The organism is Lactobacillus sp. W8172 (assembly GCF_016102055.1).
Taxonomy (GTDB): Bacteria; Bacillota; Bacilli; order Lactobacillales; family Lactobacillaceae; genus Lactobacillus; species Lactobacillus apis_A.
In genome coordinates this window covers 130,857-156,082 of sequence record NZ_JACFPG010000004.1, presented here as the reverse complement: position 1 = coordinate 156,082, position 25,226 = coordinate 130,857, and the positions used below count along the sequence as shown (strand labels likewise).

Here is a 25,226-nt window from a genome sequence, read left to right as displayed (position 1 = left end):
TGCTAGGTAAATTTAGCTCCAAAAGCATACTCTATTTCTTTTTGTCCTGTTTTGCTTTAACTCGTTATAGGCTAAAATAGAAATTGATTAATAAAAAGTAAGGAGAAAAACATGAAAACTGGATCCAAAATTATTACTTTAGACAACGGTTACCATCTTTGGACTAACACCCAAGGACAAGGCGACATTCATTTACTTTGCTTGCACGGCGGCCCTGGCGGTAACCATGAATATTGGGAAGATACTGCTGATCAACTTAAAAAGCAAGGTCTAGACGTTCAAGTAACAATGTATGACCAACTGGGATCACTTTATTCAGATCAACCTGACTACTCCGATCCCGAAATCGCTAAAAAATACTTGACTTATGAATATTTCTTAGACGAAGTTGATGAAGTTCGTGAAAAGCTCGGCTTAGACAACTTTTATCTAATCGGCCAAAGTTGGGGCGGTCTTCTTGTTCAAGAATATGCTGTCAAATACGGCAACCACTTAAAAGGCGCAATTATTTCTTCTATGGTTGACGAAATCGATGAATACGTTGCTTCTGTTAATCGCCGTCGTCAACAAGTTTTGCCACAAACTGAAATTGATTTCATGCACGAATGTGAAGAAAAAAATGACTACGACAACGCTCGTTATCAAGAAGACGTCAACATTTTAAACATCAATTTTGTTGATCGTAAGCAGCCTTCTAAGCTCTACCACTTAAATGATATTGGCGGAAGCGCAGTATATAATGCTTTTCAAGGTGACAATGAGTTTGTTATCACTGGTAAATTAAAGGACTGGCACTTTAGAGACCAATTGAAGAAGATCACTGTCCCAACCTTATTAACTTTTGGCGAAGAAGAAACAATGCCAATCTCAACTGCTAAAACTATGCAAAAAGAGATTCCAAACTCACGTCTAGTAACAACTCCAGATGGTGGACACCACCACATGGTTGATAATCCAGATGTTTACTACAAGCATTTGGCTGATTTCATTCGTGAAGTAGAAAACGGCACTTTTAAAGGTGAATAACTAGTAAAAATCAAGTAGAGTTCTACTTGATTTTTATTTTGACTATTAAGTCACATACACTATTTATTCTATACTCTTGTATATCAATTTAGTCTTAACTGATAAGTCATTTTCTAACTGATTTCTTAATAATGGTGGTAAGATGAACATGAAAATAGTAACTGTTAAATAACAAGGAGCTGATAAAATGAGGTATTTTATAGCGGCTATGCTTATCATCAGTGGGTGTGCCTTTATTTTCGACTTGTGTTTTAGCCTTTACTTAACATTTAGTCAACATATTAAGCAAGAAAAATATCCTCGCTTTCAGCGTAAATTCAATACATTGCTTCTTTTAATCCCTGCAATGAATGAATATTCGACATTGAAGCGAGATATGCCAGGATTGCTTACATTACACGATAAATGCAAAGACTTTATTGACTTAAAACTAGTTTTTATAGACGATGCTTCTAGCGATGGCACTACAGAATTGCTTGATGAATGGTCACAATCTAACCCTGAAAATCTCTACATTATCCATCGTATTAAGCCTAATGCACAGCAAGGTAAAGGACCGGCGCTGCAAGACGCAATTAATCATCTGCTTAAAATGAATTTTCCTGTAAAACAAACATTAGTTGGAATTATTGATGCAGATAGTCATTTTGATAGTAACTATTTAAACAAAGTAGTTAATGCCTTTGAAAATTCAAATTATGACTTGGTTCAAACACGCGTAGATGTCTATAACACCGTCGACAATCTGACGATTATGCAAAATTTTGAATTATCCATTTACAACGGTTTGTTGCAAATGGCCCGTACTAATTGGGGCACGGCTCTCGCATCTGGCAATGGACAATTTGTTACATTAACCATGGCGGAAAAAGTGGGTTGGTCCTCTTCTCTACTTGAAGATTGTGAGTTTTCACTAAAAGGACTGTTAAGAGGTTATTATGGCACCTTCTTAAATACCGTTGCAATTAGACAAGAAGGTATCACTAATCTTGGCAAGCTAATCCGGCAACGCACAAGATGGTGTCAAGGTGGTCTGCAATGCCTAAAAATCTATGGTGGAAAAATTATCAAATCTGACCGGATGTCAGCTGGAGTTAAGGCCTTTATCCTATTATTTTTATTAGTGCCTTATATATCAGTTATCGTGGTTCCATCATCAATCGTGTCTGTTATAACGTTGATTGCTTATGCCAGATTCAATTTGGGGGCAAGCTTAGCGATTATCCTGACTCTATTATTAACTGAATACACTATTAATGGTTTAATGATTAAAAAACAGTGGTTTGAAACTGGTTTTAGTACCGTTAACAACCCAATTGAGATTTTAAGAATCATTTTTAGTTTTGGTGTTTACCGCTGGTTATTATCATTTATCCCCTACCGATCAATTGGTAGAGAATTAATCGGCAATAATTCTTGGACCAAAACTAGTCATACTTAGACTTTATTTTAGCAAAATAAAAGCGCGCTCTATCTGGCGCGTTTTTTCTTTATGTAATTATACTATGTCTTGGACCAATTCAATTAATTGGAGAAAGGGCTTTTTGCTTCTAATTATCGTCTATTTAACAGCTACCTAAAACCTTAAATACATGAAAGCACAGCACTAGCTATCAGTATATTAACAGAGCGCCGCAAGCTTGACTTCCATATAAAATAGTATATATATACTGAACCCAACAAAAAACCACTTAGGGAGCGTAATAATGCACAACAGATTAGCAGAATTTAGACATTTAGCCGGAAAATTTAGCCACAGTAACTGGTGTATCAGTAGCTTATATTAGAAAGATAGAAAGTAATAAGTCTAAAACCAATGTAACCATTAACATTGCATACAAATTAGCAAAGTATTTTAATACAGATATTGAAACACTATTTGATTTAGATCTTGACAAATATCAATAAAAACAGCCCTAATCGCATTGATTTAACAACCATCTAAAACAGGGACGGTTGCAGCGATTCAAATTTGAACGTTCTAATCATCATTGATTTAACAACCATCTAAAACGCGAAGGAAATAAGGTTATCTATGCTTCAAGTTCTAATCATCATTGATTTAACAACCATCTAAAACAGACGAAATAGTGCCAGTTAAACAATGCCTGTTCTAATCATCATTGATTTAACAACCATCTAAAACTATCTGGTGCTACAACGTTTACGTTGTAAAGTTCTAATCATCATTGATTTAACAACCATCTAAAACTTTAGCGCTTTTTTTAGCACTCTCTGTAGTGTTCTAATCATCATTGATTTAACAACCAGCTAAAACCCTTAATTAAGGCTCTATCAAAATCAACATGTTCTAATCATCATTGATTTAACAACCAGCTAAAACAGTGCGTCAAGAACCTTATTAAGACCTTTTGTTCTAATCATCATTGATTTAACAACCAGCTAAAACATGATAGAAGTTTAAATAGACCATTACTGTGTTCTAATCATCATTGATTTAACAACCAGCTAAAACTCAACTTTTTACGCACAACTCTGATATGTAGTTCTAATCATCATTGATTTAACAACCAGCTAAAACCGTACTTTAGTTCTGTTAGTTACTGTATTGGTTCTAATCATCATTGATTTAACAACCAGCTAAAACCGATTTTTTATAATCAAATTTTAATATAGCAGTTAGTACCAATCGACTAGATCTTGATCTACATAATAACAAGTAATGTTTTTAGATATTTTCAAATTTTGAGGATTAGTAAATTCAAGAAAAATCACACTTGAATTGACTTCCATAGCAAGATTAGCTACCTCTTGCCATTCCTGCTCATCAAAATAATGCGCTACATTACAAAATACAGGAATTGTCCCCAAATCATAATTTTGATGAATTTTTAGAACAGTTTCTATTATAGCATATGGATTAGTTAATATACTCCTATCAAAATGAATTTCCAACAACTTTAATAGCTTTTTCAAATCTTCGTTAAAGTCAATGTCTATAGGAAGATTTTCTAGTAAAAGTGAATCATGCAATACGGTCTCTAGGTTGTAATAAGCTTTAAAGACTTTATTTCTGTTTTCTTCGTCTATAGTCTTTACATAATTATTAACTACAAAAGTTAAATATCTTTTTGAAATGTTCTCACTGAGCAATGGGTCTCCCACAAAATCAAAAGTTTTAGTTATTTCTAGAGAATTAAAGTCTCCATCGCTACAAAGCAGCAAATTGTTTTCTCCTTTAAATCCCTGAACTAAATCACGATATGCAATTGGACTTTGTAAAGTAATAACTGTTACTCCTGAATCTGGTAAAGTCCACTTTTTGTGTGTCAAATATGACAGAATCATAGAATCACCGTCCGATCAGAAGTATTGCGTACGTCTTCGACGGGCTTTCCAACTAAGAAACGCATATCATTATATTGTTTCTCTGTTACCATTAGTGATTGAACCAGTCCACCATGAGGCAAGAAATTTTCAACCCGCTTTTCTAAGAATTTTGCAGTCTGTCTAGTTACACAAACTCTTACATAAACAGAAAACTGTACCATTACGAAACCTTCATTAATTAGCTTCTTACGAAACTGACGGTACTCTTTTCTTTCTTGAGCAGTTTCAGTTGGTAAGTCAAACATTATCATTAAGCGCATTATTCGGTACCTCATTAGTTAAACTCATCTCCATTTCTGGCAAGGCATTATTTTCATTATCACTTAGAAACTTCAAACATTCTCTTACATATGTTGTAATTGCATTAGTTAGAAGAGTTTTCTTACCATTAAAAATAATTTCTAAGCTTAAAAGTTCGACTAAACCATATTTTATATCCGGCGTTAATTCCTGAATCTTTTCGTGTGCCTTTACCCAATAATCGACAAACGGGCGAAAAGGTTCCATTAAGTCTGAAGCTAAATTAAATTGATTCTCATTTGAGCAATGATGAATGCCAAAGTAAGACAAATAACCATTTACAGCAATTTCTCGTGTAAAACTTGAAAGTAAAATAGCATAGCCATAATCTAAAGCCGCGTTTACCGCACTAGTATCTCGTCTAACAAAGTCTTTATTAAATAAAAGCATGAAATATTTACGTGCAGAACTTGCCTCGCGATTGGTCACGTCATTTAGTTCCAACTTATCTAACTCAGCTTGAACAGTATCTGTCTTTAAATGATAATTGCTCAAAACAGCAATTTGATTTTTAATTTTGGTGCTAACAATTTTAGTCCACAATAATTCTTTTTGACTTTGATGCCAATTAAACTGTAGTTTTAGTTTATTAGCATTACGTGCCCCAGGGTAATAATCAACCGTTTCGGTAACAGGATTAAACTTTTCATCAACAAAAACTACTTTAGTTTGATTTTGAGCCAATTTACTAATTAATGCACTGGTAATCACTGCCTGCGTTGTTGAAACAAGTAACAGATTAATATCTTCAATTGGAATTTGGTTAATGCCATCACGCGTTTGCACAATCATCATATTCATTGAGTAGGTTAGCTTGGCATGTTGTGTGATAATGACTGATCTCCATCCCATAAAATTCTCCTTGTATTTTCTAAAATAAATGTTAAAATAAAATTGTTGGGTAGCTCCCAGCAACTAATCATTATTGATTTAACAACCAGATTTAAAATCAAACGACATATCATTTAAGATATGAAGTTTCAACGCGGTATTATTACCGTCCTGCCTCAGCTCTATAGCGGAGGTTTTTTTGTACATAAAAATAGAGAGCCAGATTTCATCGGCTCTCTATTTTGCTCTACAAATCTGTTATTTTTACTCTTTTTTCAAACAAGCCAGTTGGCGACTGAAAAATTAATATAGCATTAGACGATAAAGTTATTCCACTTGGTGATTGCATTTTTCCGAATTGTGTTTTAATTCCTAAGTTCTTCAAATCGGAAGCAACCGGGTTATCATGTAGACCATTTAAAATATTACTTAGAGTTTGCTTCTTATCTTTAGCTGTCAAGTTAATAAATTTTGCTCTACCTTCATGTAACCCTGCTCTAAAGTTATTTGTATCAAATAATGGCAAATATGCATCAACCTTCGACAAAATCTCGTCATAAGCACTCACTAAGCGTTGATCTTCATTATCTTCTTTTAGATCCATATTATCAGTGACTGTCCTCATAGTCTCTTGTGACAAGGTAAGTTGTTTCGCATTAACTTGGTAGCTAACTGAATTAAGCATGAACTTTTTATCACCATCTACTATAACTTGCTTAAAGTGAACGTGGTCTTTTATTATTCTGAATCCTTTAATGCCTCGTTTGGGTTTCCCATTTTTATCAAACATAATTAATTGCTCGAGAACTTGGTGTAGCTTATCATTATAATTACCCTGTCTCTTAGCTTGTTGTAATTTAGCTAAGAACCGCATTGGAACGCCTACTACTCTATAAGTGTCCCCTTTAGATTGTTCAATTTTAACAATTACTAGATAAGCATCCGCATTTCCACTATAGCCACCATAAATTGCCGTATCAAGGTCTTTACCTTTAGGAATCAACTTTCGGGTCTTTGCTGTATCGCGCTCCCCCCGTGGATAAACAGTCATATTAAAGAGTCCACTATTTTCAGTAGTAGTTTCGCGCGAAACCAACATATACTTGTAGTTATAAACCTTACGTAGTTTATCAAAAATATCGGGATGTTTAAGAAAGACCACTCTATTACTATTATTCTCTAAAATTTCTTCTGGAGCTTTACGCTGCTTATTATCCTTTTGTAGTATTGGCCACATAAATGTAAACCCTTTAAAGTGATCAATAACTTCTTTTTGCAAATCAGGATTTTGACTAAACTTTTTATACTTCCCATAGACAAAAAATGGGCGGTACTTAGGATAAACCTGATATAAAAAGTTACCGCAGATAATTGACAAGTAAGCATCAATCGCGTGATGATAGTCGTTAACTTCACGGCTCTTGTAAAGGCCTAGCCGCTTACGCAAAGCCGAATTGTCTCCAGCTTTAACCGTAATAATCTCAGAGTCAGGATATTTATTTTGTAAAATAACTGATACCAACTTGACGATTTGGCTAGTTTCTACTAGTTGTCTATTAATAAATCCAGCCTTTTGATACTTGGTTAAGCTATCAGGATTTAATAATAAATTATTCAACTTATACTTGCTTATAATGCCAGCTTTTCGCCACCTCTTCCACATCTCACCAACCGTAATTTGCAAGTCAGAAACTTGGTTATTTGCGAATCTTTTGTAAGGAACGTCGTCTGACTTTTCTGCATTTAATGGTGTTGCTGTTAATACACGATTGTCTAATGAATCGTCTTTAACAAATGACTGTGGCAAAATATGATCAATTTGATAGCCAAAAGATATTTCGTCAATATTGATTTTTTTACCTGTATATGCATCACGTCCTGCTTGCATAAAATATAGAAAATACTTATCTTGCAAAAGCTTTCGACTGGTCATTGCATTTTTTAGATTATTAGTTAAATCCTGATCAACAAGGTCTTTAGCAGTGTCCTGATACATCTTTAATAGCTGGTTACCCCTGATTTGTGACAATTTAGGATTCTGGTCTGGGCTGCGAGTAAATTCAATTGCAAATTGAGACGGAGCCTTTCCTGCAGCTTTAACAACATCTTCGACCACTTTAACTACCTGTCTGATTGCTTTTTTATTGGCAGGAGAAGTGTAAGCGTCAGCCAGAATTTCTTCTACACCGTTTTTCTCTGTGATACTCTGATTTTCTTTTTCTATAGCATCCTTAAAGTCTGGTTCGGTGATAATTTGCATAAAGTTCTTTTGACTATCCCAAAGCTGTTCCATAACATTTTGGCCATTTTGATCATGTAAACCAACTAACAGCTTTTTCGAAAGTCTACCCCAGCCCTGCAAGCGCCAAGTTGATAACGCCTTAAATTGATCTTGAGATAACCAATTAATCTCACGTAATTTTTCTTGAAATATCTTTTTATCTTCAAAGATCGAAGAATATTCAATTATCTTCTCAAAGTCCGCGTTATATTTAGGATCGTCCAATTGGCTTTGAAATACATGTAAGTTCTTTAAGTGGTAGTAACTAGACAAGCTAGAATTAAACTTTGTCGGATCTGCTAAACCTTTTATTTCCACATTTAACAGTTTTTCATTTTGCTTCAAGTAGTTGACTAGCATTTTAGCTGTAACGGTTTTTTTCTCCTTAAATAAGTTGTTAAAAATATCTTGCTTAAGACTTACGCTTATTTTCTTTCCATTAATTCTAAGATTATTTAACTCATTTAAGACTTCAAATCGTTGATAAAGTAAACTATTTGAAGGTAAAACGTCTTCACCTAAAAGATAGGTGTCTTTAATAGTCATTCGCTTAATAAAACGGTTAGCTGATTCTTGTCGATCTATTTTTTGCTCAAAATTCCAAGGCGTAATTTGTCCAGGTTCTTTTCTTACCATCCAGGCAAAATTCTTACCAGAAGTTTTCTCTTGATCCTGTGCAGTAACCATCGGGCCAACATAATACGGTACTCTAAATCTAACTAGTTCATCTAATTTGTATGGCGCCTGCTTTCGATGCTCTTCAACAGGATTCTCAGTAGCTAGAAACGGATAGTACTGACTTTGGTTATCAATAATCTTATCTAACTCAATTTGATGCAGCTGAAATGGGATAACGCCGTTACTGTTAGTGCGCTGCTTAGGCATAAAACTATCAGCTTCAATTTCTTGTAAAATTTGACTAGCTGCCTTGGAATCATCAAGATTTTCTTTAACTACTTTATAAAAATCTTCTTTAGTTAAAGCACCATCTTGACCAAATTTAGCCTTAGCCTCTAATAAGTGACCATGACGATTATTAACATACAAGTCATAACCAAGCCGTAATGTTTTAGCCTTCTGACGATCTGCTTGACCATTAATCACTGCTTTTAGTAATTCATAATGATCTCCATGCTTTTTGTACTTGTTTACCATTGATGCAGATAAACTCTCACCTTCATCAACAATAGTACTCAATATAATTGAACTAAATAGCTTCTTAATTTCCGCAATAATAGTTTGGTCATCTTCATTTAGTTCTGACAATAACGCATCCAATTTGTCGTCTGCATCCGCATCACTAAGTTTAAATTCCCATCTTGCTTTATTGCTTTTATCAATTTCTTTAGCCAAGATAGTTTCAAATTGTGTTTTATAACCCATAATGGCATTAGCAATCTGTTTAGCTACTTTTTTTGCGCTTTTATCGGTAGAGGTTGGTAACAATAACGCGATTTTTTTGACTTTATCCTTTTTATAAGTCGTTTTGTCTGGATCCTTACCCCTTATTACCTCTTCAACAGCATGTGCATTTTTTAAGTTTAACTCCAGCTTTTCGCAGTCTTCATCAGCTTTATTATTAAAAGCCTCATTAATCGAATTTAATACTGACGCTACATCTATTTTAGAAGCTTCAAAGCTTTTTACAGGAGTATCCTGCAAAAAATTGCCACGGTATTTAACAATGTGGTGCATCGCCAAGAAAATCTCACGTAAATCAAATTTGCGGTTTTCTGTCATTAAGGCTTGACGCAGATGATAAATCGTCGGATATTTAATCGTCGGATGTTTCTGGTAAAACTTTGCATCTTCTTTGGCAGTTGGAAAAACAATTGCGGCGTATTTTTGCCGGTCTTTATCAAGGGGGGAAACCCATGATTGATGAAGACGAACAAAAAATGCTGGATCAACTTCAGCCATTGGCTCTGCAAAAATCTCTTCTAGCAATCCTAAACGCCATTTTCTTCGCTTAAGGCGACGGCGTGTAGTTCTAAAGCCGCGACGATCTGCGGCTGAATGTCCTTCTTCAAATAAATGTGAACCGATAGCGGTTTTACCACGTAACTTTAAAAGATTATTTTTCTTGTCGGCTGCAGCCCAACCACATGAGTTTGTCCCGATATCGAGACCTAATATATAGTCATCCTTTTTTTGACTCATTTTCCTTCTCCTAATGACTTTTTAATTACTATAATCATACACTTAAAAAGAAATATAATCTCTACTTTTTTAGTATACGAAAAATGATGGCTTAACTAGCCATCATTTAGCAAAAGTACTTATTTCGATTTTTCTTTAATTGTTTCTGCCGATTTTGCCAGCAGTTTTTCTTCTTCATCAGTTAAAGCCAATTGGACTTGTTGAACTATGCCATCCCTACCAACGATTGCTGGGTATGATAAGTAAGTACCGTATTTCTCCTGGTAATTTGAAACTGGAAGCTCTGTGCGTGCGTCACTTTCAATTGTTTCAACTAATCTAGTAACTGCTGCTGCAATCCCATAATTGGTGTATTGCTTACCCTTATAAACAGTTTGACCGCCAAACTTAATTTCATCATTTAGGTCTTCAAGCTTCCACGGCTTGTCTTTAACCAACTCCGTAATTGGTTGCTCCAAAACTTTAACAGTTGACCAAGCAGTAAATTGCGAGTTGCCGTGTTCACCTAAGTTAAAGCCTTCAACTGAACGAGGATCAACGTTCAAACGCGAGCCAACAGCTCTTTTCATTCTTGAGGTATCGAGAAGTGTACCCGTTCCAATGACATGCTTTTTAGGTAAACCAGTCAATTCTTGATACATATTAGTAATTGCATCAACAGGATTGGTAATTGCGACCAAAATGCCATCAAAACCACTCTTTTTGATTGAAGCTGCAATATTCCCAATTCGTTCTCTGTTGTAGTTTAATTCCGCAAAACGCTCTCCACCAGCTTCTAAGCTAATGTTACCAAAAGCACTAATAATAATATCGGCATCTTTTAAGGCAGAATAGTCATTAATTACAATGTTGGTGTGATGCTTCAAGTTAGCCATTGCATCTTGGAAATCAAGCTCATCCGCAGTGACTTTTGCCTCATTTACATCAATTAAAACTAAGTCATCAACCAAACCTGAAATAAGTAATTGATGTGCTACTGTGCTACCAACATGACCATCACCTATGATACCGATCTTATTACTCATGATATTTGTCCTCCTAGAAAGTAATTTAAGGTTTTATCTAAAAAATTTGTTATCTTTTATTATAGCTGTTTTCCATTAAAGATGAACTTAAATTTAAAAAATAATTAGATTACTAATGAAGTTTCAACAAAAATTAAAAATGATTTTAACCCTTTTTATCTTTCATGAATTATACTAAGCATTAGGAGGTACATTATGAGACAAATAAAAATTGGTAACACTAACTTTAGTGCTTCTGCAATCGCATTTGGGATAATGCGGATGAACAAGCTGTCAGTTAATGAAGCTGTTAAAGCATTAGAAACCGCTCATGACACAGGAATTAACTTTATTGATTCTTCAGACATATATGGTCATGGCAAATCAGAAGAAATTTTTGGCGAAGCTTTGGAAAAGTCCTCACTTAGTCGTGATGATTTTTACATTCAATCAAAAACCGGAATTTTTGAGGATGAATCGCAAAACTACAAGACAACTCGCTATGATTTTTCAAAAGAACATATCATTAAAAGTGTTGATGGCATTCTTTCTCGCATGAAAATTGACTATTTAGACAGCCTACTTTTGCATCGTCCAGATGCTTTGATGGATCCTGCCGAAATTGCGGCTGCGTTTGATGAACTGCAAAAAGATGGTAAGGTGCGTCATTTTGGCGTGTCCAACTTTAACCCAATGCAAGTCGAACTATTGCAGGCTGGATTGAGTCAAAAATTGCTGATTAATCAATTGCAACTGAGCGTCATGCACACTGGCCCAATTGACTTTAACATCCACACTAATATGACTGATGCTCGCAGCATTGACCACGACCGCGGTGTCTTAGACTATTCACGCTTACACAATATGACTGTTCAAGCTTGGTCACCATTCCAATATGGTCAAATTGAAGGTAACTTTATCGGCAACCCTATGTTCCCAGAAGTTAACGATGTATTACAGAAACTAGCGGACAAAAAGGGCGTTTCTAAAAACGCAATTGCAGCCGCCTGGATACTACGTCACCCAGCAATTGGCCAGGTAATCATTGGAACCATGACACCAGAACACATTGTTGACAGTGCTAAAGGTGCAGACATCTCTCTAACAGCTCAAGAATGGTATGATATTTACCTTGCTGCTGGCAATGACTTGCCTTAAATTTCCATCTAGAAATAATACTCTAGCATTTGTAAAGGAAAGCTAACTAAATATAAAAAGCCTAGACTGTTGTCTAGGCTTTTTATTGATATAATGATTAGAATATATTCTAAAGATTTGTACTTACAATGAACGTTACACCGTTTGAATCATATCCATTATAGTATGTAACAGCTAAACCAATTCCAATGGTTTTAAGAGAGCGGCTTTTTAAATCATCTCTATGGGCAAAATTTGCCTGAGCGTCTTTATAAACAAATTGTTGAAAGGCTTCTTGTGCCATTTTTTGTGGAGTATTATACGTGACAAGTGTTTCTAGCTCTCCATATTTTGCACCAGCGTGCAATATCAGAAGCTTTATATTCTAAACAATTAATAAATAGAAGTCAGAAAAACTTTTACTTTTGTCAGTCTCTTTTGCGCTGATAGCTATTGGGAATATTTAGTTTTTTACGATATTTCGCGATTACCCTCCTACTCAAAGTAACACCGTGATCCGCAAAATGTTCAACTAATTGCTGATCACTTAATGGCTGCTGAGAACTTTCTTGATCAATTAACTTTTGCAAATCATACTCAATTCGTGCCTGAGATAAATCGGTCGTAACTTTGCGTGGAAATAGAATTTTTAAACTAAAAATTTTATTCTGACACTGGATGTACTTGTCCTTTATTGCCCTACTAATCGTACTTGGAGCTAAGTTCAATGCATTAGCCGCATCCTTTAAGCCTAAAGGTTTTAATTCCTGCGTTTGCATTGTAGTTAAAAATGCTCTTTGATATTCACCAGCATATTTTCCCAAGCGAAGGATAGTTTGTTGCCGCTGGTCTATTGCATTTTTCATTTCTAAATAATCTTGACGTTGTTGCGAAAAATATTTACCTTGATCAGATTGTGTTTTTAATTCCTTGTAAGTTTTTTCATCAAATAGTAATTCGGGAATTTGCGACTTCGCTGTTTCAATTGTTAGGCGTCCATCATCAACTTTAAAAATCAAATCAGGTAGCAAATATTGAACGTTTTGCTCAGTCACATATTCACTTGCTGGTATCGGATCTAGTGTCTGAATGTTAGCTAGTGCCTGAGTTAATTGACTAGTCGAAAAATCTGACTGCTCCCATTTTTGTGGATCCGCAAGTAATTCCAAACTGTCAGAAAGTAAAATTTGCATTGCAGTTTCATCAAAGTTCTCTTTTTGACGAGCTTGAATTAACAGGCATTCATTTAGACTACTTGCACCAATCCCACATGGATCTAAACTTTGTAATAGTACTTTTGCTTGCTCCAAATCTGCAAGTGAAAATTCTGATGCTTGAGCAAGTTCATTTAATTTGACGCGCAGGTATCCATCATCATCCAAATTATAAATTAGTAACTTAACAGCACTCTTTTCCCTACTACTCCAGTCACTCATCCTTACCTGTAATAAAAGATGATCGGGCAAGCTTTCACTTTCAGTATCACCAATCCATTCCAAGCTATGAGTTTCACTCTTAGGTTCAGCCAATGAAACAAAGGGATTGCTTTCGCTTAACTCCTTCATTGCACTAACCAAATCATAGGTGCTATAAGACAGAACAGTTAGGTTTTGCTGAAGTTTAGGCGACAAAAAAAGCCGCGTAACTAACTGCTCTTTCGGTTTTAAGACCATTTTTTGCAATCGTGTCATCGGCTTTTCTCCTTTATTATTAATATTATAACAGATAGTCGAGTTATAATAATTGGTATTTTAGCGTGGACGCAAGCTTTCTAAAGTAGGTAAACTTGCTTCTATTCCTTCTGCCTTACCACCATACCAGTATGAAACGGATGAAAGATCATCACTACGTTCAAATAATCCAACGTCATCATTTCCTATTTGCTGTAAAGATACTTGAATGTCTTTCTCAAATTCAATTGGATCAACCAAGTGCCATCGATATAGGGCATTCTGAGGTAATCCGTCATTGCCAAACGCATGCGGTGAATTTGGCTTGCCTGTGCTAAAGTGCTCACGTGAATGATCTACATTACTATGATAAGGGAAGCCGAGATAAGGTGTACAGAAGGTAGCAGGATATGTAGTTCCATCTTCATGATACTTATGAAATGCCCAAGCACCACCAAAATAATCTTCCATTCCAGTGGATGTTACTGTTGGATACTCATTGTCACCATCAAGATAAAATTTGAATTCACCTTCACCCCACCAATATCTTTCTAATGCTGTTAAGCCAATAAATGTACCTACATAATAGCCATGATCATTTAATTTGGGTAGGAGAACATAATCTTCTTGTAGCTCTGTTTGGCGCTGCCTATTCCAATAAGCATGGAAATACAATTTGTTTTCTACATCGGATTCTTCATGGAGTTCATAATTTATTGTGTAAAAGAATGAACGAATATCTTCTCGAAATAGGTTAGTTATAGTGATTTTTGCACCCTTTTTAAAAGGCATTTCAAAATAAGAATTCATTCCACCAGTTGGAGCAACTACAATTGGAATCGAATTAACATCATAGCGTTCCCCAAAACCATTACAGAAAAAATCACCTAGTGGGCAGTTAACTGCCGGTACATTACTGCCGTCCCAATAAATCCGTAATATTGTATTACGCATCACAAAGCTACCTTTTTCAGTATGATCACGAATTGTAAACCAAAGATGTTTAATGGTGCCAGGCCCCTTAATGTCAGCAATTGTCACTTCTTCACTCTTAGGTAAAGTAATACTTGCCTTCCCTTTTCGCGAAGGACCTAGATCACTCGCAGTCATTGCTGCTTTGCCTTTTTGTCCAGTAGGGTTTTCTGGAGTTATTGCTCTAGTCTTAAATGAAGAAAACTCTGTCAGATTATTGAACATCCCTAATTTCTCTCCTTTTCAAATCGAACCTTAGTATCAGAAGTTAAATCTTTACTTATCCCAGTTGACCAACCTTGTGGCTTAAATTCTAGTGTAACTTTTCTCTGCTCTGCGCCATGCAAGTTAGCTATTAATTTTTGTTGTCCACTCTCACTTTGATAACTAAGATTTACTTTTAAGTTATCAGTCAGAGGAAAATCATTCCAGTTAAAACTAGGTATAACTGTTAACGGCCTAATCTTCAATAGGTCTTTTTGTGCATCAAATTCTATACCTAAAACGTTTTTAATCATTAAAACACTGAATGAGCCATCACTCCAGCCACATTTACCGCAGTGGTTAAATCGCATGACATTATCTCCACTGCTTCCTACTTCATATGGCCACCACCACCAGCTACCATCTAAGTCGGTTAACTTCTCTAATATGTCAATCTTTTCCATAAATTTTGAATGGTCATTGACAGTACCCATTAACAAAGTGATGTAGCCGGGAAAGGTTGCTTCGGACTGATCACCCCACGATATTCCCTTACTTAGCTTGCTGTATGTAGGATTATCTGAGCTACTAGCAAATTGGAGTGTTTCCAAATAATAGCCTTCCAATACATCATTAAAGCCATAAAATGGGGCAAGTGTTGTATCAGATTCTTCGCCATCATGAAATTCTAAAGTGATCTTGTCTTCTTTAATAACTCTAGTTAAAAAGTCTAGACCTTGATCTACAATATCAGTTTGATATTGCTTTAAGTCTGTCGCTAATTCTCCATTTTCAGGATTAACGCCTTCTATGAATCGTTTTCGTCCTTGATTGTTTTCAATTAAACAATATTCTAGAATTTGTTTCTTTAGTTCATCAGCAATTTCTTCATAACGCTTTGCTTCATCTGGTTGATTTAAAACTTCACGGTAGATTTTACCAATGCCATTTACAGCTGTCCAAAAGGTGATTTGTGTACCAGTGTGAAATTCCCCTAGCGCAATACCGTCTGATATCCATTGTGATTTTATCAAGCCAAATTTGGAATCGCGACGTGCAATTAGGTAATTTACAACATATAAAATATGTTCCCACATTTGAAGGTTTTGCTTAAGAAATTCAACGTCGTTAGTTTCAGTAAGATATAGTGTTAATAAAATCGCGCTATTCAAAGAATTTTCAACTGAATGTTGGATTCCACCATTAAATTTTCCACCCTTTGGTTTTATTTCATATTGAACAAACCAAAGAATTACCTTTTTAGCTAGTTCATGGTCAAAATATATTGCTGGCAAACTAGCATAAAACATGTCACGAAGCCACGTTCGATCAACAACTGGACTTGAACCCCAATTAGCACCTACCACTTTCCCATTTGTGCTTTCTGAAATACTATTCAGCGCATTAGCTGCTTTACGTGTAATCAAAGTAGCTAATTCTGGATTAGTCGGTATTTCTAGCTGACCGTATTTTCCAATAAGATAATTATAAGAAGAAATTATTATTTTGTTCATTTCTTCATCTGTCACATTAAAAGCTGCGTTAGGATCAGTTAAAGTAGCCCAGCCTGCTTGATCATCCATTACACGCTGATTATTAGCATAGTTAAATTCAACATTATGACGATCAGAATATTTCAAGTGATAGCATTTAGGAAAAATCAGCTTTACATCCTTCGAAGAGTCATTTCTTATGGCACAGAGTTCAATTAACCCACTGACCGATTCTCCTGATTCCAGATAAATTGGTAAAAACAATTGCAAAACTGTGAAATCAGAGTAGCGATGAATAAAACGAGGTATCAGCTTAAACAACAAATCGTATTCAATTTGATGGTCTTCTTTATCTAGCGGAGTTGCATGCCCATTTACTTCGATTTCTGTGCTGATATTTGCCTCTTGAACAAATCCATTTGAGACCCAAGTACCAGGCTTATCTTCCGTAAAATATGCATCTCTAAAAAAGCTAATTGCTTTTATAAGTCCCTTTTCGCTTATACTAGCTTGCATTTTTTGATTACTGACTTCAACCGAAAAGTCTGTAGCAGGAAATAAATGACCATAATAACTCTTTTGGTTAGTAGTTATTTGGCTGTCGTTATTAGTAGTGACATTATAAAACTGATTCTTTTTAGTTTGCCAGCCAGTTTCAAAAATAAATCCAAGTTCTTCTTTCATCTTAAACAATACCAATCAGTGAAGCCAATACAGACAGAATAACAATTGCAAATATCAATGTAATTACGCCAATCTTCTTGTCCTTTAACAGTTTGTAGCAAACTAAAGTAATTGCTACGGGTAAAAGACCTTCAAAAATTTGATCAAGAACGGATTGGACATTCATAATTGTTTTTCCGCCCATTGTCCATTTAATCGTTGTCTTAAAAATGACCATTTGCACAGTCATAGCACCAACCATCACAAGCCCTAAGATACTTGCTGCTTTGGTCAGAACATTCATTAGCCCATTTTCGTAAAGTTTCTTAACATAACTTGATCCAAGTGAATATCCGAAAAAACCACCATAATAACGAATAACATAGTTAGGGATGTTAAACATTACCAAGAAGATAATTGGAGCCAAAAAATTGTCATTACGTGCGAAGTTAATTGCTAATGCTGCACACACTGCACGCCAGACTCCCCAGAATAAAGAATCACCAATACCAGCCAAAGGTCCCATTAAACTAGTTTTAACTGCATTAATTGAGTCCGCATTAAAATCCGGTTCTTGACTATTTTCTTTTTCCATTGAAGCAGCAATTCCCATAACAAAAGTCGACATCGGAACTGTTGTACTGAAGTAAGAAGTTTCTCGTTCTAGAGCTTTTCGTCTACCTTCCTCATTGTTTTTGTAGAATTTATTGATGAATGGCATTAGTGAAAAACAGAAGCCACCACCACCCATTAGCACTGGGTTAACGGAAATATACATTGTTGATGACCGCCAGAACATGCTGCGGATCATTTTCTTTTCATCTTTGGATAAATTTTGTGTTAGTTTCATGCGAAGAAATCCTCCTCTTCTTGACTAATGGTCGCTTTTTCATCCGTTTGCTTAGCTTCAGCTGCAGCAGCTGGCTTATTCTTCATAATTTTCATTTCACTCATATCACGTTCAGCGACAACAACAGCGACAATAGCTGCGAGTACGGCAATAGCCATCAATGGTAATTTTAGGTAAGCCATTAAAACTACGCCCAAGAAGTAATATTGTGCCAATTTATTGTCCCATAGAAGCAGCAGTAACATGGCCATTCCAACGGCTGGTAACAAATTACCTGCAACAGTTAGACCATTCATGATTGTCTTTGGAATTGCTTGGAGAGCAATCTGTACAGCCTTTGAACCGAATAAAACGGCAAAAAATGGAATCATTGCATATAGGCCATAGTGAAGAACCCATAGTCCAAAGTGAAGTCCAACCATTTTCTTGTCTTCACCTTTTTTAGCAAACTTATCAAACAGCGGTGCAAAAGGCCCAATCACAAATGAAAGAATCATGTTCAAAAATTGTAGACCCAAAACGGCGAGCGGGAATGCCAACGTAATATTTGCTCCCATGTTACCTGACTGGATGGTGAAAACAGTTGCTAAGGCTGCTGCCAAAGCAGGCTCTGCTGTACTGGAAATACCAATATTAACTACTCCCATAAAAATAGTTTCAACTGATGCTCCGACCATAAGACCTGTATGAACGTCACCCAATAAAAAGCCCAAAAGTGGAGCTACAACAATTGGTCGACTCAACATCGCGTTACCGAAAAACTCGTGACCAGCTGTACCAATAAATACAGCAATCGCGGTCATTAATGCGTCATAAAACATTTTCTATCCCCTATTCCTTGATTTTCTTCAAAATTTCTTTTCCCGTATGTTTTTCCATATTAGGAGTACCTTGGAAATATGTATCTGGGAATTCATCTACTAACTTCCTTAGATTTTCGATTTCTGCTGGCGACAGCCTAACTTCTTTGGTTAAAGTTATTTCATCTCCTTCAGCATTCATTTTTCCAGCATTACCAATAATGACCTGATCTGGCTTTTCATTAATATGATCTGCTACTGTCAGTGCGTCTTTAACCGTAGTTGTAATCACTAGAAGGCGCATGTCTTTAGAGCGAGCATCATTCAATAACTCAGCTGCATTATCAACTGATAAAACAATTGTTTTAATATCAGACGGTGCCGCCATTTTTAACATCATTTTTTGCATATCATCAGCTGCTGCCTTGTCGTTAGCAACAACAATTCCATTCAGTCTCAGCGCCTTGCTCCAGGACATTGAGACTTGTCCATGAATTAGTCTTTCATCTACACGTAAAGCTGCAATCATTTCTTAACTCCTTATTCAAAAAAATCAGATTTCTGATCTTCTACATTCTTTTGTTCTTTTTCCAACTTAAAAAGTTCAACCTGACTTTGGCCAATCAATTCTTCTAAATGTTCTTCTGTCAGCTCTTCACTATCAAGAAAAACTGCCATTACAATTGCTAGATTAGTTTGAGTAACTATAAAAATATCTTTTTCCTTAGCTGCTTCTAAAACCACTTTTTGATTAACGCTACCACCCTTTAAATCTGTGAAAATCACGGCTGGTCGTTGGGCGCCTTTAATAAAGTCGGTGATTTTACTTGTATAATCAGTTTTGTCTACATAAGCGTCTATCACTTGGATTTTGTCTCCCATGCCAGTTAAGATATCAACTGAGCTTTTCAGGCCACTGGCTAAATGCCCGTGACTTGCAATCAATATATCAGTCATCTTGTCCCTCCTTTATTTCCTGTTTACTTTTCTTTTAGCAAGATCTATGCCAGGTTAAACAAAGCTTGAAATAGCAACACAAAAAAAGAAGTGTTTAAAAATTAAACACTTCTTTTTACGCTTTTAAACACTCTTAGATAAACTGTCTAAACAGCTCATATAGCAATGACATTTCGTATGTTGAAACTTTAATATTATATTTCAATTCAATTGGTTGAAAGATACTCTTAGTAATTTTAAAAAATGCACTTTCTTTTTTCGAAGATGGTTCAACCTCAACTTTACCTTCATTGTGCATCATCAATCGTTCAATCATTAAAGCAATGTGCATATAAAGATTCAGCTTGACCTTGCCGTCCAGTTTTAAATTATAAAAGTCTTCGTATTTTTTATTAATTGTTTCAACCTCACTTAAGACAACGTCAGGATTTAAAAAACTCAGTCGTTCTGAAATTCCCTCTTTTGAAAAGAAACGTAACAATTCATTATTAAAACTGTCCAACTGCTCAGGACTTAAATATGGAGAGAGCCACTTCTTGAGCTTGTTTTCCCCGCTTGAATCCAAGATATCGTATAGATTCATGAAGTTAAATTCAACTTCATCTGTAATGTCAATTGTTGTTAATACGAATAGTGTCTGCTTAAAGTATGACCATTTCTTTTCTTCAATTTTTTCCTTTAATGCGTTATAGCCAAGTGGGATGACCTTAATATTATTAGGCAAATACTGTCTCATAATTTCGCTAATTTTTTCGGCAATTCCCAAGCCAGAAATACATGAAACTAAAATATTTAGTGATTGTGAAAAGCCTTCATAATACTTCACACTAATGCCATAGTCTTTATCTGCTTTTTCAGCAATTTGTTTGAATGGCAAGTTTTGCTTCATTTTCAATGCTAAATCAAGTGCCGTTAATGTCGTTAGGTTGTTAACGACCAGTAGATCGCCATCTAATTGAGAGCTAATTTTTGCATAAAGTTGACTTAAAGAGCCCATATCGACCATTAAAATAAACCCATTTGTTGTGTTAAAACTGGCAATTAACTTGTTAGCTTCATTAATGATTAATTTGATATCAGCATCAATTGGCATATCAATTGCATCAAACACATAATTACCACAAAGTGAATTAATAACGCTTTGAATGCTCGTAGCAGTACTCTCCCCGTGCGCAACCATCAGACCACGCAATTGGATGTTTTCATCCACATGATCACTCAATAAGATTGCCAAAATCAAAATCAATCCATTTTGACTTTCTTTATCTAAAACGGATAACTGTTCATAAAACTTATATGACACATGCAATGATCGCGGTAAATGCTCTCTAATAGCTTCTTTAAGATCCTCTAAGTTACAATCGGGCTTAAAGTGATGCTCATAAAGAACGTAGATAATTGGTTCAAGATAATGAGTTTTATTCAAACCATATTGTTTTTCAATGATTTTTTTAAACAAATAACGATGCTGTACATGTAACCCTGATACCAATTCATCGTCAGTAAGAAACTTATTAATTGCTTGAATTTCTAACAGGCAATTATTTAAATTTTTCGTAGAATAGTTAGAAGCTAGCTCATTTAACGAATCGTTAATACTTGCCAATTCGTTGGCTAGACTGAAGTTTTTTGTATAAATTCCTTTGTTGCCTTTACCTACCTTAATCTGACCATAATCTTTAAAAAGTGGTAAAGAATTGGTCCGTAAATTCTTTAATGCCAAAGTAATGACATCAGCATCTTGCTCATCATGATAAGCAGCAGCACATGAAACCTTGATAATGTTTTTTAAATAGCCAATATTTCCTGAGTGGTTGAGCTGAACAAGCGATGAAACGACTCGCTTATCAACTATTATTTGTTTATCGATTTTTTGAGCTTCTACATAGAAAAGCGAACTAATTAATTCCAAGCGCTCATCAACTGGCCGATCGATAAAATCAGGCAAATCCACTCTTACTGGTATTCTACGTAAAAAAGTTGGGAGCAAAACTTGCTCTGGCTTCTCTGTAGTTGCCATCACTAGACGGACACTTGCACTTACGGGATGAACATTATCACCAACTTTATAAAATTGTCCTGTGTCTATAAAACTGAATAATTTCTCTTGATTTTCATTGCTCAAGCGATGAACTTCATCTAAAAAAAGATACCCACCGTCTGCTTGCTTTAATAAACCTTCTTTTTCGTTATCAGCTCCTGTATATGCACCTTTAACATAGCCAAATAACATACTGGATATCAACTCTGGATTATTAGCATAATTAGCACAGTTTAGAACAACATAGGGTGCTTTTTCTGTGATAGCACCTTCTTTTTTAGCGTATGTAAAAATTTTGCTCGCCAGATAGCTTTTTCCTGTTCCCGAATTGCCAGTAATTAGCACATCCAACCCGTTTGGTGGATAAGTTACTGCTGCACTTACCTGCTCAAGCACTTTTTCTAGTGAGCCATGATTTCCAATAATGTCGTCAAACTCAGGTGGATTTTTTGTAACTTTTTCTGAAACTTTAGTCCACTTTACAGGACGCTCATCAATCTTTTTTACTTTACCATCCTTAACCAATTGATTAAGATAATGGCTTACAACTGATCTTGATAAATCCAACTCATCAGCTAACTCACTAGTGCCAATTGCTGCATTAGTGGGCAAATTATCAATTTGTCTTAGGACTCGGTTCTTAGCAGTACCCATTATTTCAAACTCCCTCAACTTAACTACCTGTTATAGTTATAAATAATAGCGCTTTCCATTGCAAAAAACTAAAGAAATTTTGAAAAATGTTTTTCCTAGGCGAAAACACTAATTAATAAGCCTTTTGCACTGCCGCATATATTTAGATTCATTTGACACATTTTTATTAATACTTTATGCTAAAAATATTAAAGGTTTGGAGGTAATTTGATGATTTCTAATCAGCAATTACAGCAGAATAACCGTTATTACTATAGCTACTATAGATAAGGTCTAAGTTCATCTAGATGAATTTAGACTGAAAAGTTTGAATTTATCTATGATGGCTATAGCTTTTTGAGTGTAATTAGTCACATAGGTTTCTAAGTGGCTAATTATTAGAGCAAAATAGTACTAATAATTAATTAATTTACAGATCAGTTAATGATACCCACTTAGAAATAAGTGGGTATTTTTTATGGGGGATTGCAAAATGCAAATCAAAAAATTAATGGCAGGATTAAGTTTAGCTGGATTACTATTATTAGGAGGCTGCAGCAATAATAAAAAAGCTGATAATAGTTCAAATGTAAAACATGTTGGTGTTTTACAAGTCGTTCAACACCCTTCTTTAGACAAAGCATACAAGGGCTTTAAAAAAGGGTTAAAGGAAGAAGGCTATGTCGAAGGTAAAAATCTTAAGATTGATTACCAGAATGCACAGAATAATCAAGATAATCTGAAGAGTATGAGTGAAAAACTTGTGAACGAGAAGTCAGACTTAATTCTTGGAATAGCAACTCCAGCAGCACAAAGTTTGGCAAATGCTAGTCAAGATATCCCAATTGTGGTTACCGCAGTCACCGACTTAAAGGCAGCTAAGCTAGTTAAGTCCGATGCTAAACCTGGTAAAAATGTTACTGGGACCACTGATATGGTTTCAATCGAGAGACAGATTAAGCTACTTCTATCAATTGTTCCCAAGGCTAAAACAGTCGGTATTATGTACAATGCCGGGGAGTCAAATTCAAAAATTCAAGCAGATCTAGCTACAGCTGTCCTAAAAAAAGCAGGAGTCAAAGTTTTAATTAAGACAGCTAATTCAACTAACGATGTTCAACAAGTAACTGAAACTTTAGCTTCAAAAGTTGACGGTATTTTCGTTCCTACCGACAATACTTTCGATTCCGCTGCAGAAGTTGTTGGTAAAGTTGTTAAAGAAAAGAAAGTGCCACTAGTGGCAAGTTCAGTTGATCAGGTTAAAACTGGTGGACTTGCTTCAATCGGAATTGATTACGAATTACTTGGCGAACAAACTGGGAAAATGGCTGCTAAAATTTTAGTAGGTAAAGCTAAACCAGCTGATATGCCGGTTGAAAAAGCTCATGACATGAAGCTAGTTGTCAACAAGAAAATGGCTAAGGCGCTTGGTATTGATCCTAAGTCAATCAAAGCACCTAAATAACTGTAAGAAATATAATTCTGGTCGCCGATATCGGCGACCTTTTTTATTCAGCTAAAACATCCTCCTTCCCTATTTCCAGATACAACCATTACAAAACTTGACTTTCTCTTCTTTTTTTCCTATAATTTTTTCATCAAGGTTGGAGGTATTTGATAATGAATATTTGTCAAAATTCACAACTGAATAACCGTTATTACTTTAGCTACTTTAGATAGTGTTTGAATTCATCAAGGTGGGTTCAAACAAAACGCAAGTTTGAATTTATCTATGATGGCTAGAGCGATTTGTTTACGGTTAGCCACATAACTTTTAAGTGGCTAGGCGCAACTATTAAAATTACAAAATAATTTTTGTGATACCCACTTAGAAGTAAGTGGGTATTTTTTTATGGAGGATTGCAAAATGCAGATCAAAAAATTAATGGCAGGGCTAAGTTTAGCCGGATTACTCTTATTGGGTGGATGCAGCAATAATAAAAAAGCTGATAACAGTTCAGAAGTTAAGCATGTGGGGATTTTGCAAGTTGTACAGCACCCATCCCTTGACAAAGCATATGCTGGATTTAAAAAGGGTCTAAAAAAAGGTGGTTACGTTGAAGGTAAAAACCTTAAGATTGACTACCAAAACGCTCAAAATAGTCAAGACAACTTAAAGAGTATGAGTGAAAAACTTGTGAACGAGAAGTCAGACTTAATTCTTGGAATAGCAACTCCAGCAGCACAAAGTGTGGCTAACTCAACTCAAGATATCCCAGTAGTTGTCACTGCCGTAACGGATTTAAAAGCTGCTAAGTTAGTTGATTCAAACGCAAAACCAGGCAGAAATATTACTGGTACAACCGACATGGTTTCAATTGACAAGCAAATTAAATTGCTTTTATCAATTGTTCCAAAAGCTAAAACAATTGGTGTTATGTACAATGCTGGTGAATCAAATTCAAAGATTCAGGCAGATTTAGCAATCAAGGCTCTTAAAAAAGCTGGTGTAAAAGTAGTAGTTAAAACAGCTAATACAACTAATGACGTTCAACAAGTAACTGAAACTTTGGCAGGAAAAGTTCAAGGCATCTATGTTCCAACTGACAATACTTTTGCTTCAGCGGCTTCAATCATTGGTAAAGTTGTTAAAGAAAAGAAAATTCCGTTGGTTGCCGGCTCAACTGACCAAGTTAAAACTGGTGGTTTAGCTTCAATCGGTATCGACTATGAATCACTTGGCGAACAAACAGGAAAAATGGCCGCTAAAATTTTAGATGGTAAAGCTAAACCTGCTGATATGCCAGTTGAAAAAGCAGAAAAATTACAATTAGTTGTTAACAAAAAGATGGCTAAGGCACTTGGAATTGATCCTAATTCCATTAAAGCCCCTAAATAAATAGCAGAAAGGTA

Annotated in this window: 19 protein-coding genes, 1 pseudogene and 1 CRISPR repeat array; of the genes and pseudogenes, 6 read left to right on the top strand and 14 right to left on the bottom strand. The window is 35.4% G+C overall.

The window, feature by feature from the left end; genetic code table 11:
- The first annotated feature begins 111 nt into the window (after positions 1 to 111).
- The 3 genes and pseudogenes from H3R21_RS06475 to H3R21_RS07580 form a co-directional block, all read left to right on the top strand.
- The gene (locus H3R21_RS06475; protein ID WP_198183885.1) at positions 112 to 1,026 is read left to right on the top strand and encodes a proline-specific peptidase family protein; all 915 of its coding nucleotides are present in this window, start codon (positions 112 to 114) and stop codon (positions 1,024 to 1,026) included.
- A 187-nt stretch (positions 1,027 to 1,213) separates the two neighbouring features.
- Entirely contained in the window at positions 1,214 to 2,467 is a 1,254-nt protein-coding gene (locus H3R21_RS06470; protein ID WP_198183883.1) for a glycosyltransferase family 2 protein, read from the top strand.
- Positions 2,468 to 2,784: 317 nt separating this feature from the next.
- Positions 2,785 to 2,934 (top strand): annotated as a pseudogene (locus H3R21_RS07580) (helix-turn-helix transcriptional regulator); the annotation flags it as partial.
- A gap of 4 nt (positions 2,935 to 2,938) precedes the next feature.
- A CRISPR array of direct repeats spans positions 2,939 to 3,634; the repeat unit is 36 nt; unit sequence GTTCTAATCATCATTGATTTAACAACCAGCTAAAAC.
- A gap of 32 nt (positions 3,635 to 3,666) precedes the next feature.
- Here the strand turns inward: H3R21_RS07580 and csn2 are convergent.
- The 5 genes from csn2 to H3R21_RS06440 form a co-directional block, all read right to left on the bottom strand.
- The gene (gene csn2 / locus H3R21_RS06460; protein ID WP_198183881.1) at positions 3,667 to 4,335 is read right to left on the bottom strand and encodes a type II-A CRISPR-associated protein Csn2; all 669 of its coding nucleotides are present in this window, start codon (positions 4,333 to 4,335) and stop codon (positions 3,667 to 3,669) included.
- Positions 4,332 to 4,637 carry a CRISPR-associated endonuclease Cas2 gene (cas2, locus tag H3R21_RS06455; protein WP_187158499.1) on the bottom strand — a complete coding sequence of 102 codons (306 nt, stop codon included), beginning with the start codon at positions 4,635 to 4,637 and terminating at the stop codon, positions 4,332 to 4,334. Before cas2 ends, csn2 begins: the two co-directional genes overlap by 4 nt.
- On the bottom strand, positions 4,615 to 5,529 hold the full coding sequence (gene cas1 / locus H3R21_RS06450; protein WP_198183879.1) for a type II CRISPR-associated endonuclease Cas1: 915 nt from the start codon (positions 5,527 to 5,529) through the stop codon (positions 4,615 to 4,617). Before cas1 ends, cas2 begins: the two co-directional genes overlap by 23 nt.
- Positions 5,530 to 5,755: 226 nt before the next feature.
- Positions 5,756 to 9,949 (bottom strand): type II CRISPR RNA-guided endonuclease Cas9, encoded by a 4,194-nt coding sequence (gene cas9, locus H3R21_RS06445; RefSeq protein WP_109715097.1) that lies wholly within the window; start codon positions 9,947 to 9,949, stop codon positions 5,756 to 5,758.
- A gap of 119 nt (positions 9,950 to 10,068) precedes the next feature.
- Positions 10,069 to 10,974: an L-lactate dehydrogenase gene (locus H3R21_RS06440; protein WP_109715096.1), complete on the bottom strand. Its 906-nt coding sequence runs from the start codon at positions 10,972 to 10,974 to the stop codon at positions 10,069 to 10,071.
- A gap of 195 nt (positions 10,975 to 11,169) precedes the next feature.
- Between H3R21_RS06440 and H3R21_RS06435 the strand changes: the two genes are divergently transcribed.
- Positions 11,170 to 12,111, top strand: coding sequence for an aldo/keto reductase family oxidoreductase (locus H3R21_RS06435; protein ID WP_109715095.1), 942 nt, complete (start codon positions 11,170 to 11,172; stop codon positions 12,109 to 12,111).
- A 109-nt stretch (positions 12,112 to 12,220) separates the two neighbouring features.
- Here the strand turns inward: H3R21_RS06435 and H3R21_RS06430 are convergent, their stop codons facing one another.
- The 9 genes from H3R21_RS06430 to H3R21_RS06390 form a co-directional block, all read right to left on the bottom strand.
- Entirely contained in the window at positions 12,221 to 12,457 is a 237-nt protein-coding gene (locus H3R21_RS06430; RefSeq protein WP_109715094.1) for a hypothetical protein, read from the bottom strand.
- Positions 12,458 to 12,518: 61 nt separating this feature from the next.
- On the bottom strand, positions 12,519 to 13,781 hold the full coding sequence (rpoN, locus tag H3R21_RS06425) for an RNA polymerase factor sigma-54 (protein ID WP_198183877.1): 1,263 nt from the start codon (positions 13,779 to 13,781) through the stop codon (positions 12,519 to 12,521).
- Between the two features lie 60 nt (positions 13,782 to 13,841).
- Positions 13,842 to 14,957: a glycoside hydrolase family 172 protein gene (locus H3R21_RS06420; protein WP_109715092.1), complete on the bottom strand. Its 1,116-nt coding sequence runs from the start codon at positions 14,955 to 14,957 to the stop codon at positions 13,842 to 13,844.
- 2 nt (positions 14,958 to 14,959) lie between these two features.
- Complete coding sequence (locus H3R21_RS06415; RefSeq protein ID WP_109715091.1) at positions 14,960 to 17,113, bottom strand: hypothetical protein; 2,154 nt, start codon at positions 17,111 to 17,113, stop codon at positions 14,960 to 14,962.
- A 1-nt stretch (position 17,114) separates the two neighbouring features.
- A complete protein-coding gene (locus tag H3R21_RS06410; RefSeq protein ID WP_198183875.1) occupies positions 17,115 to 17,942 on the bottom strand; it encodes a PTS system mannose/fructose/sorbose family transporter subunit IID in 828 nt (275 codons plus the stop codon).
- The gene (locus H3R21_RS06405; protein ID WP_109715089.1) at positions 17,939 to 18,763 is read right to left on the bottom strand and encodes a PTS sugar transporter subunit IIC; all 825 of its coding nucleotides are present in this window, start codon (positions 18,761 to 18,763) and stop codon (positions 17,939 to 17,941) included. Before H3R21_RS06405 ends, H3R21_RS06410 begins: the two co-directional genes overlap by 4 nt.
- 10 nt (positions 18,764 to 18,773) lie before the next feature.
- Positions 18,774 to 19,271 (bottom strand): PTS sugar transporter subunit IIB, encoded by a 498-nt coding sequence (locus H3R21_RS06400; protein WP_109715088.1) that lies wholly within the window; start codon positions 19,269 to 19,271, stop codon positions 18,774 to 18,776.
- A gap of 11 nt (positions 19,272 to 19,282) precedes the next feature.
- On the bottom strand, positions 19,283 to 19,699 hold the full coding sequence (locus H3R21_RS06395) for a PTS fructose transporter subunit IIA (protein WP_109715087.1): 417 nt from the start codon (positions 19,697 to 19,699) through the stop codon (positions 19,283 to 19,285).
- Between the two features lie 133 nt (positions 19,700 to 19,832).
- Complete coding sequence (locus H3R21_RS06390) at positions 19,833 to 22,394, bottom strand: sigma 54-interacting transcriptional regulator (RefSeq protein ID WP_198183873.1); 2,562 nt, start codon at positions 22,392 to 22,394, stop codon at positions 19,833 to 19,835.
- Between the two features lie 472 nt (positions 22,395 to 22,866).
- Between H3R21_RS06390 and H3R21_RS06385 the strand changes: the two genes are divergently transcribed.
- Positions 22,867 to 23,838 carry an ABC transporter substrate-binding protein gene (locus H3R21_RS06385; protein ID WP_198183871.1) on the top strand — a complete coding sequence of 324 codons (972 nt, stop codon included), beginning with the start codon at positions 22,867 to 22,869 and terminating at the stop codon, positions 23,836 to 23,838.
- 402 nt (positions 23,839 to 24,240) lie between these two features.
- A complete protein-coding gene (locus H3R21_RS06380; protein ID WP_198183869.1) occupies positions 24,241 to 25,212 on the top strand; it encodes an ABC transporter substrate-binding protein in 972 nt (323 codons plus the stop codon).
- The last annotated feature ends 14 nt before the right edge of the window (positions 25,213 to 25,226 follow it).

Bases quoted from the DNA above. Each gene is read 5' to 3' on its own strand.
- H3R21_RS06475 (WP_198183885.1), top strand. From the start codon at position 112: ATGAAAACTGGATCCAAAATTATTACTTTAGACAACGGTTACCATCTT.
- H3R21_RS06470 (WP_198183883.1), top strand. From the start codon at position 1,214: ATGAGGTATTTTATAGCGGCTATGCTTATCATCAGTGGGTGTGCCTTT.
- csn2 (WP_198183881.1), bottom strand. From the start codon at position 4,335: ATGATTCTGTCATATTTGACACACAAAAAGTGGACTTTACCAGATTCA.
- cas2 (WP_187158499.1), bottom strand. From the start codon at position 4,637: ATGCGCTTAATGATAATGTTTGACTTACCAACTGAAACTGCTCAAGAA.
- cas1 (WP_198183879.1), bottom strand. From the start codon at position 5,529: ATGGGATGGAGATCAGTCATTATCACACAACATGCCAAGCTAACCTAC.
- cas9 (WP_109715097.1), bottom strand. From the start codon at position 9,949: ATGAGTCAAAAAAAGGATGACTATATATTAGGTCTCGATATCGGGACA.
- H3R21_RS06440 (WP_109715096.1), bottom strand. From the start codon at position 10,974: ATGAGTAATAAGATCGGTATCATAGGTGATGGTCATGTTGGTAGCACA.
- H3R21_RS06435 (WP_109715095.1), top strand. From the start codon at position 11,170: ATGAGACAAATAAAAATTGGTAACACTAACTTTAGTGCTTCTGCAATC.
- rpoN (WP_198183877.1), bottom strand. From the start codon at position 13,781: ATGACACGATTGCAAAAAATGGTCTTAAAACCGAAAGAGCAGTTAGTT.
- H3R21_RS06420 (WP_109715092.1), bottom strand. From the start codon at position 14,957: ATGTTCAATAATCTGACAGAGTTTTCTTCATTTAAGACTAGAGCAATA.
- H3R21_RS06415 (WP_109715091.1), bottom strand. From the start codon at position 17,113: ATGAAAGAAGAACTTGGATTTATTTTTGAAACTGGCTGGCAAACTAAA.
- H3R21_RS06410 (WP_198183875.1), bottom strand. From the start codon at position 17,942: ATGAAACTAACACAAAATTTATCCAAAGATGAAAAGAAAATGATCCGC.
- H3R21_RS06405 (WP_109715089.1), bottom strand. From the start codon at position 18,763: ATGTTTTATGACGCATTAATGACCGCGATTGCTGTATTTATTGGTACA.
- H3R21_RS06400 (WP_109715088.1), bottom strand. From the start codon at position 19,271: ATGATTGCAGCTTTACGTGTAGATGAAAGACTAATTCATGGACAAGTC.
- H3R21_RS06395 (WP_109715087.1), bottom strand. From the start codon at position 19,699: ATGACTGATATATTGATTGCAAGTCACGGGCATTTAGCCAGTGGCCTG.
- H3R21_RS06390 (WP_198183873.1), bottom strand. From the start codon at position 22,394: ATGGGTACTGCTAAGAACCGAGTCCTAAGACAAATTGATAATTTGCCC.
- H3R21_RS06385 (WP_198183871.1), top strand. From the start codon at position 22,867: ATGCAAATCAAAAAATTAATGGCAGGATTAAGTTTAGCTGGATTACTA.
- H3R21_RS06380 (WP_198183869.1), top strand. From the start codon at position 24,241: ATGCAGATCAAAAAATTAATGGCAGGGCTAAGTTTAGCCGGATTACTC.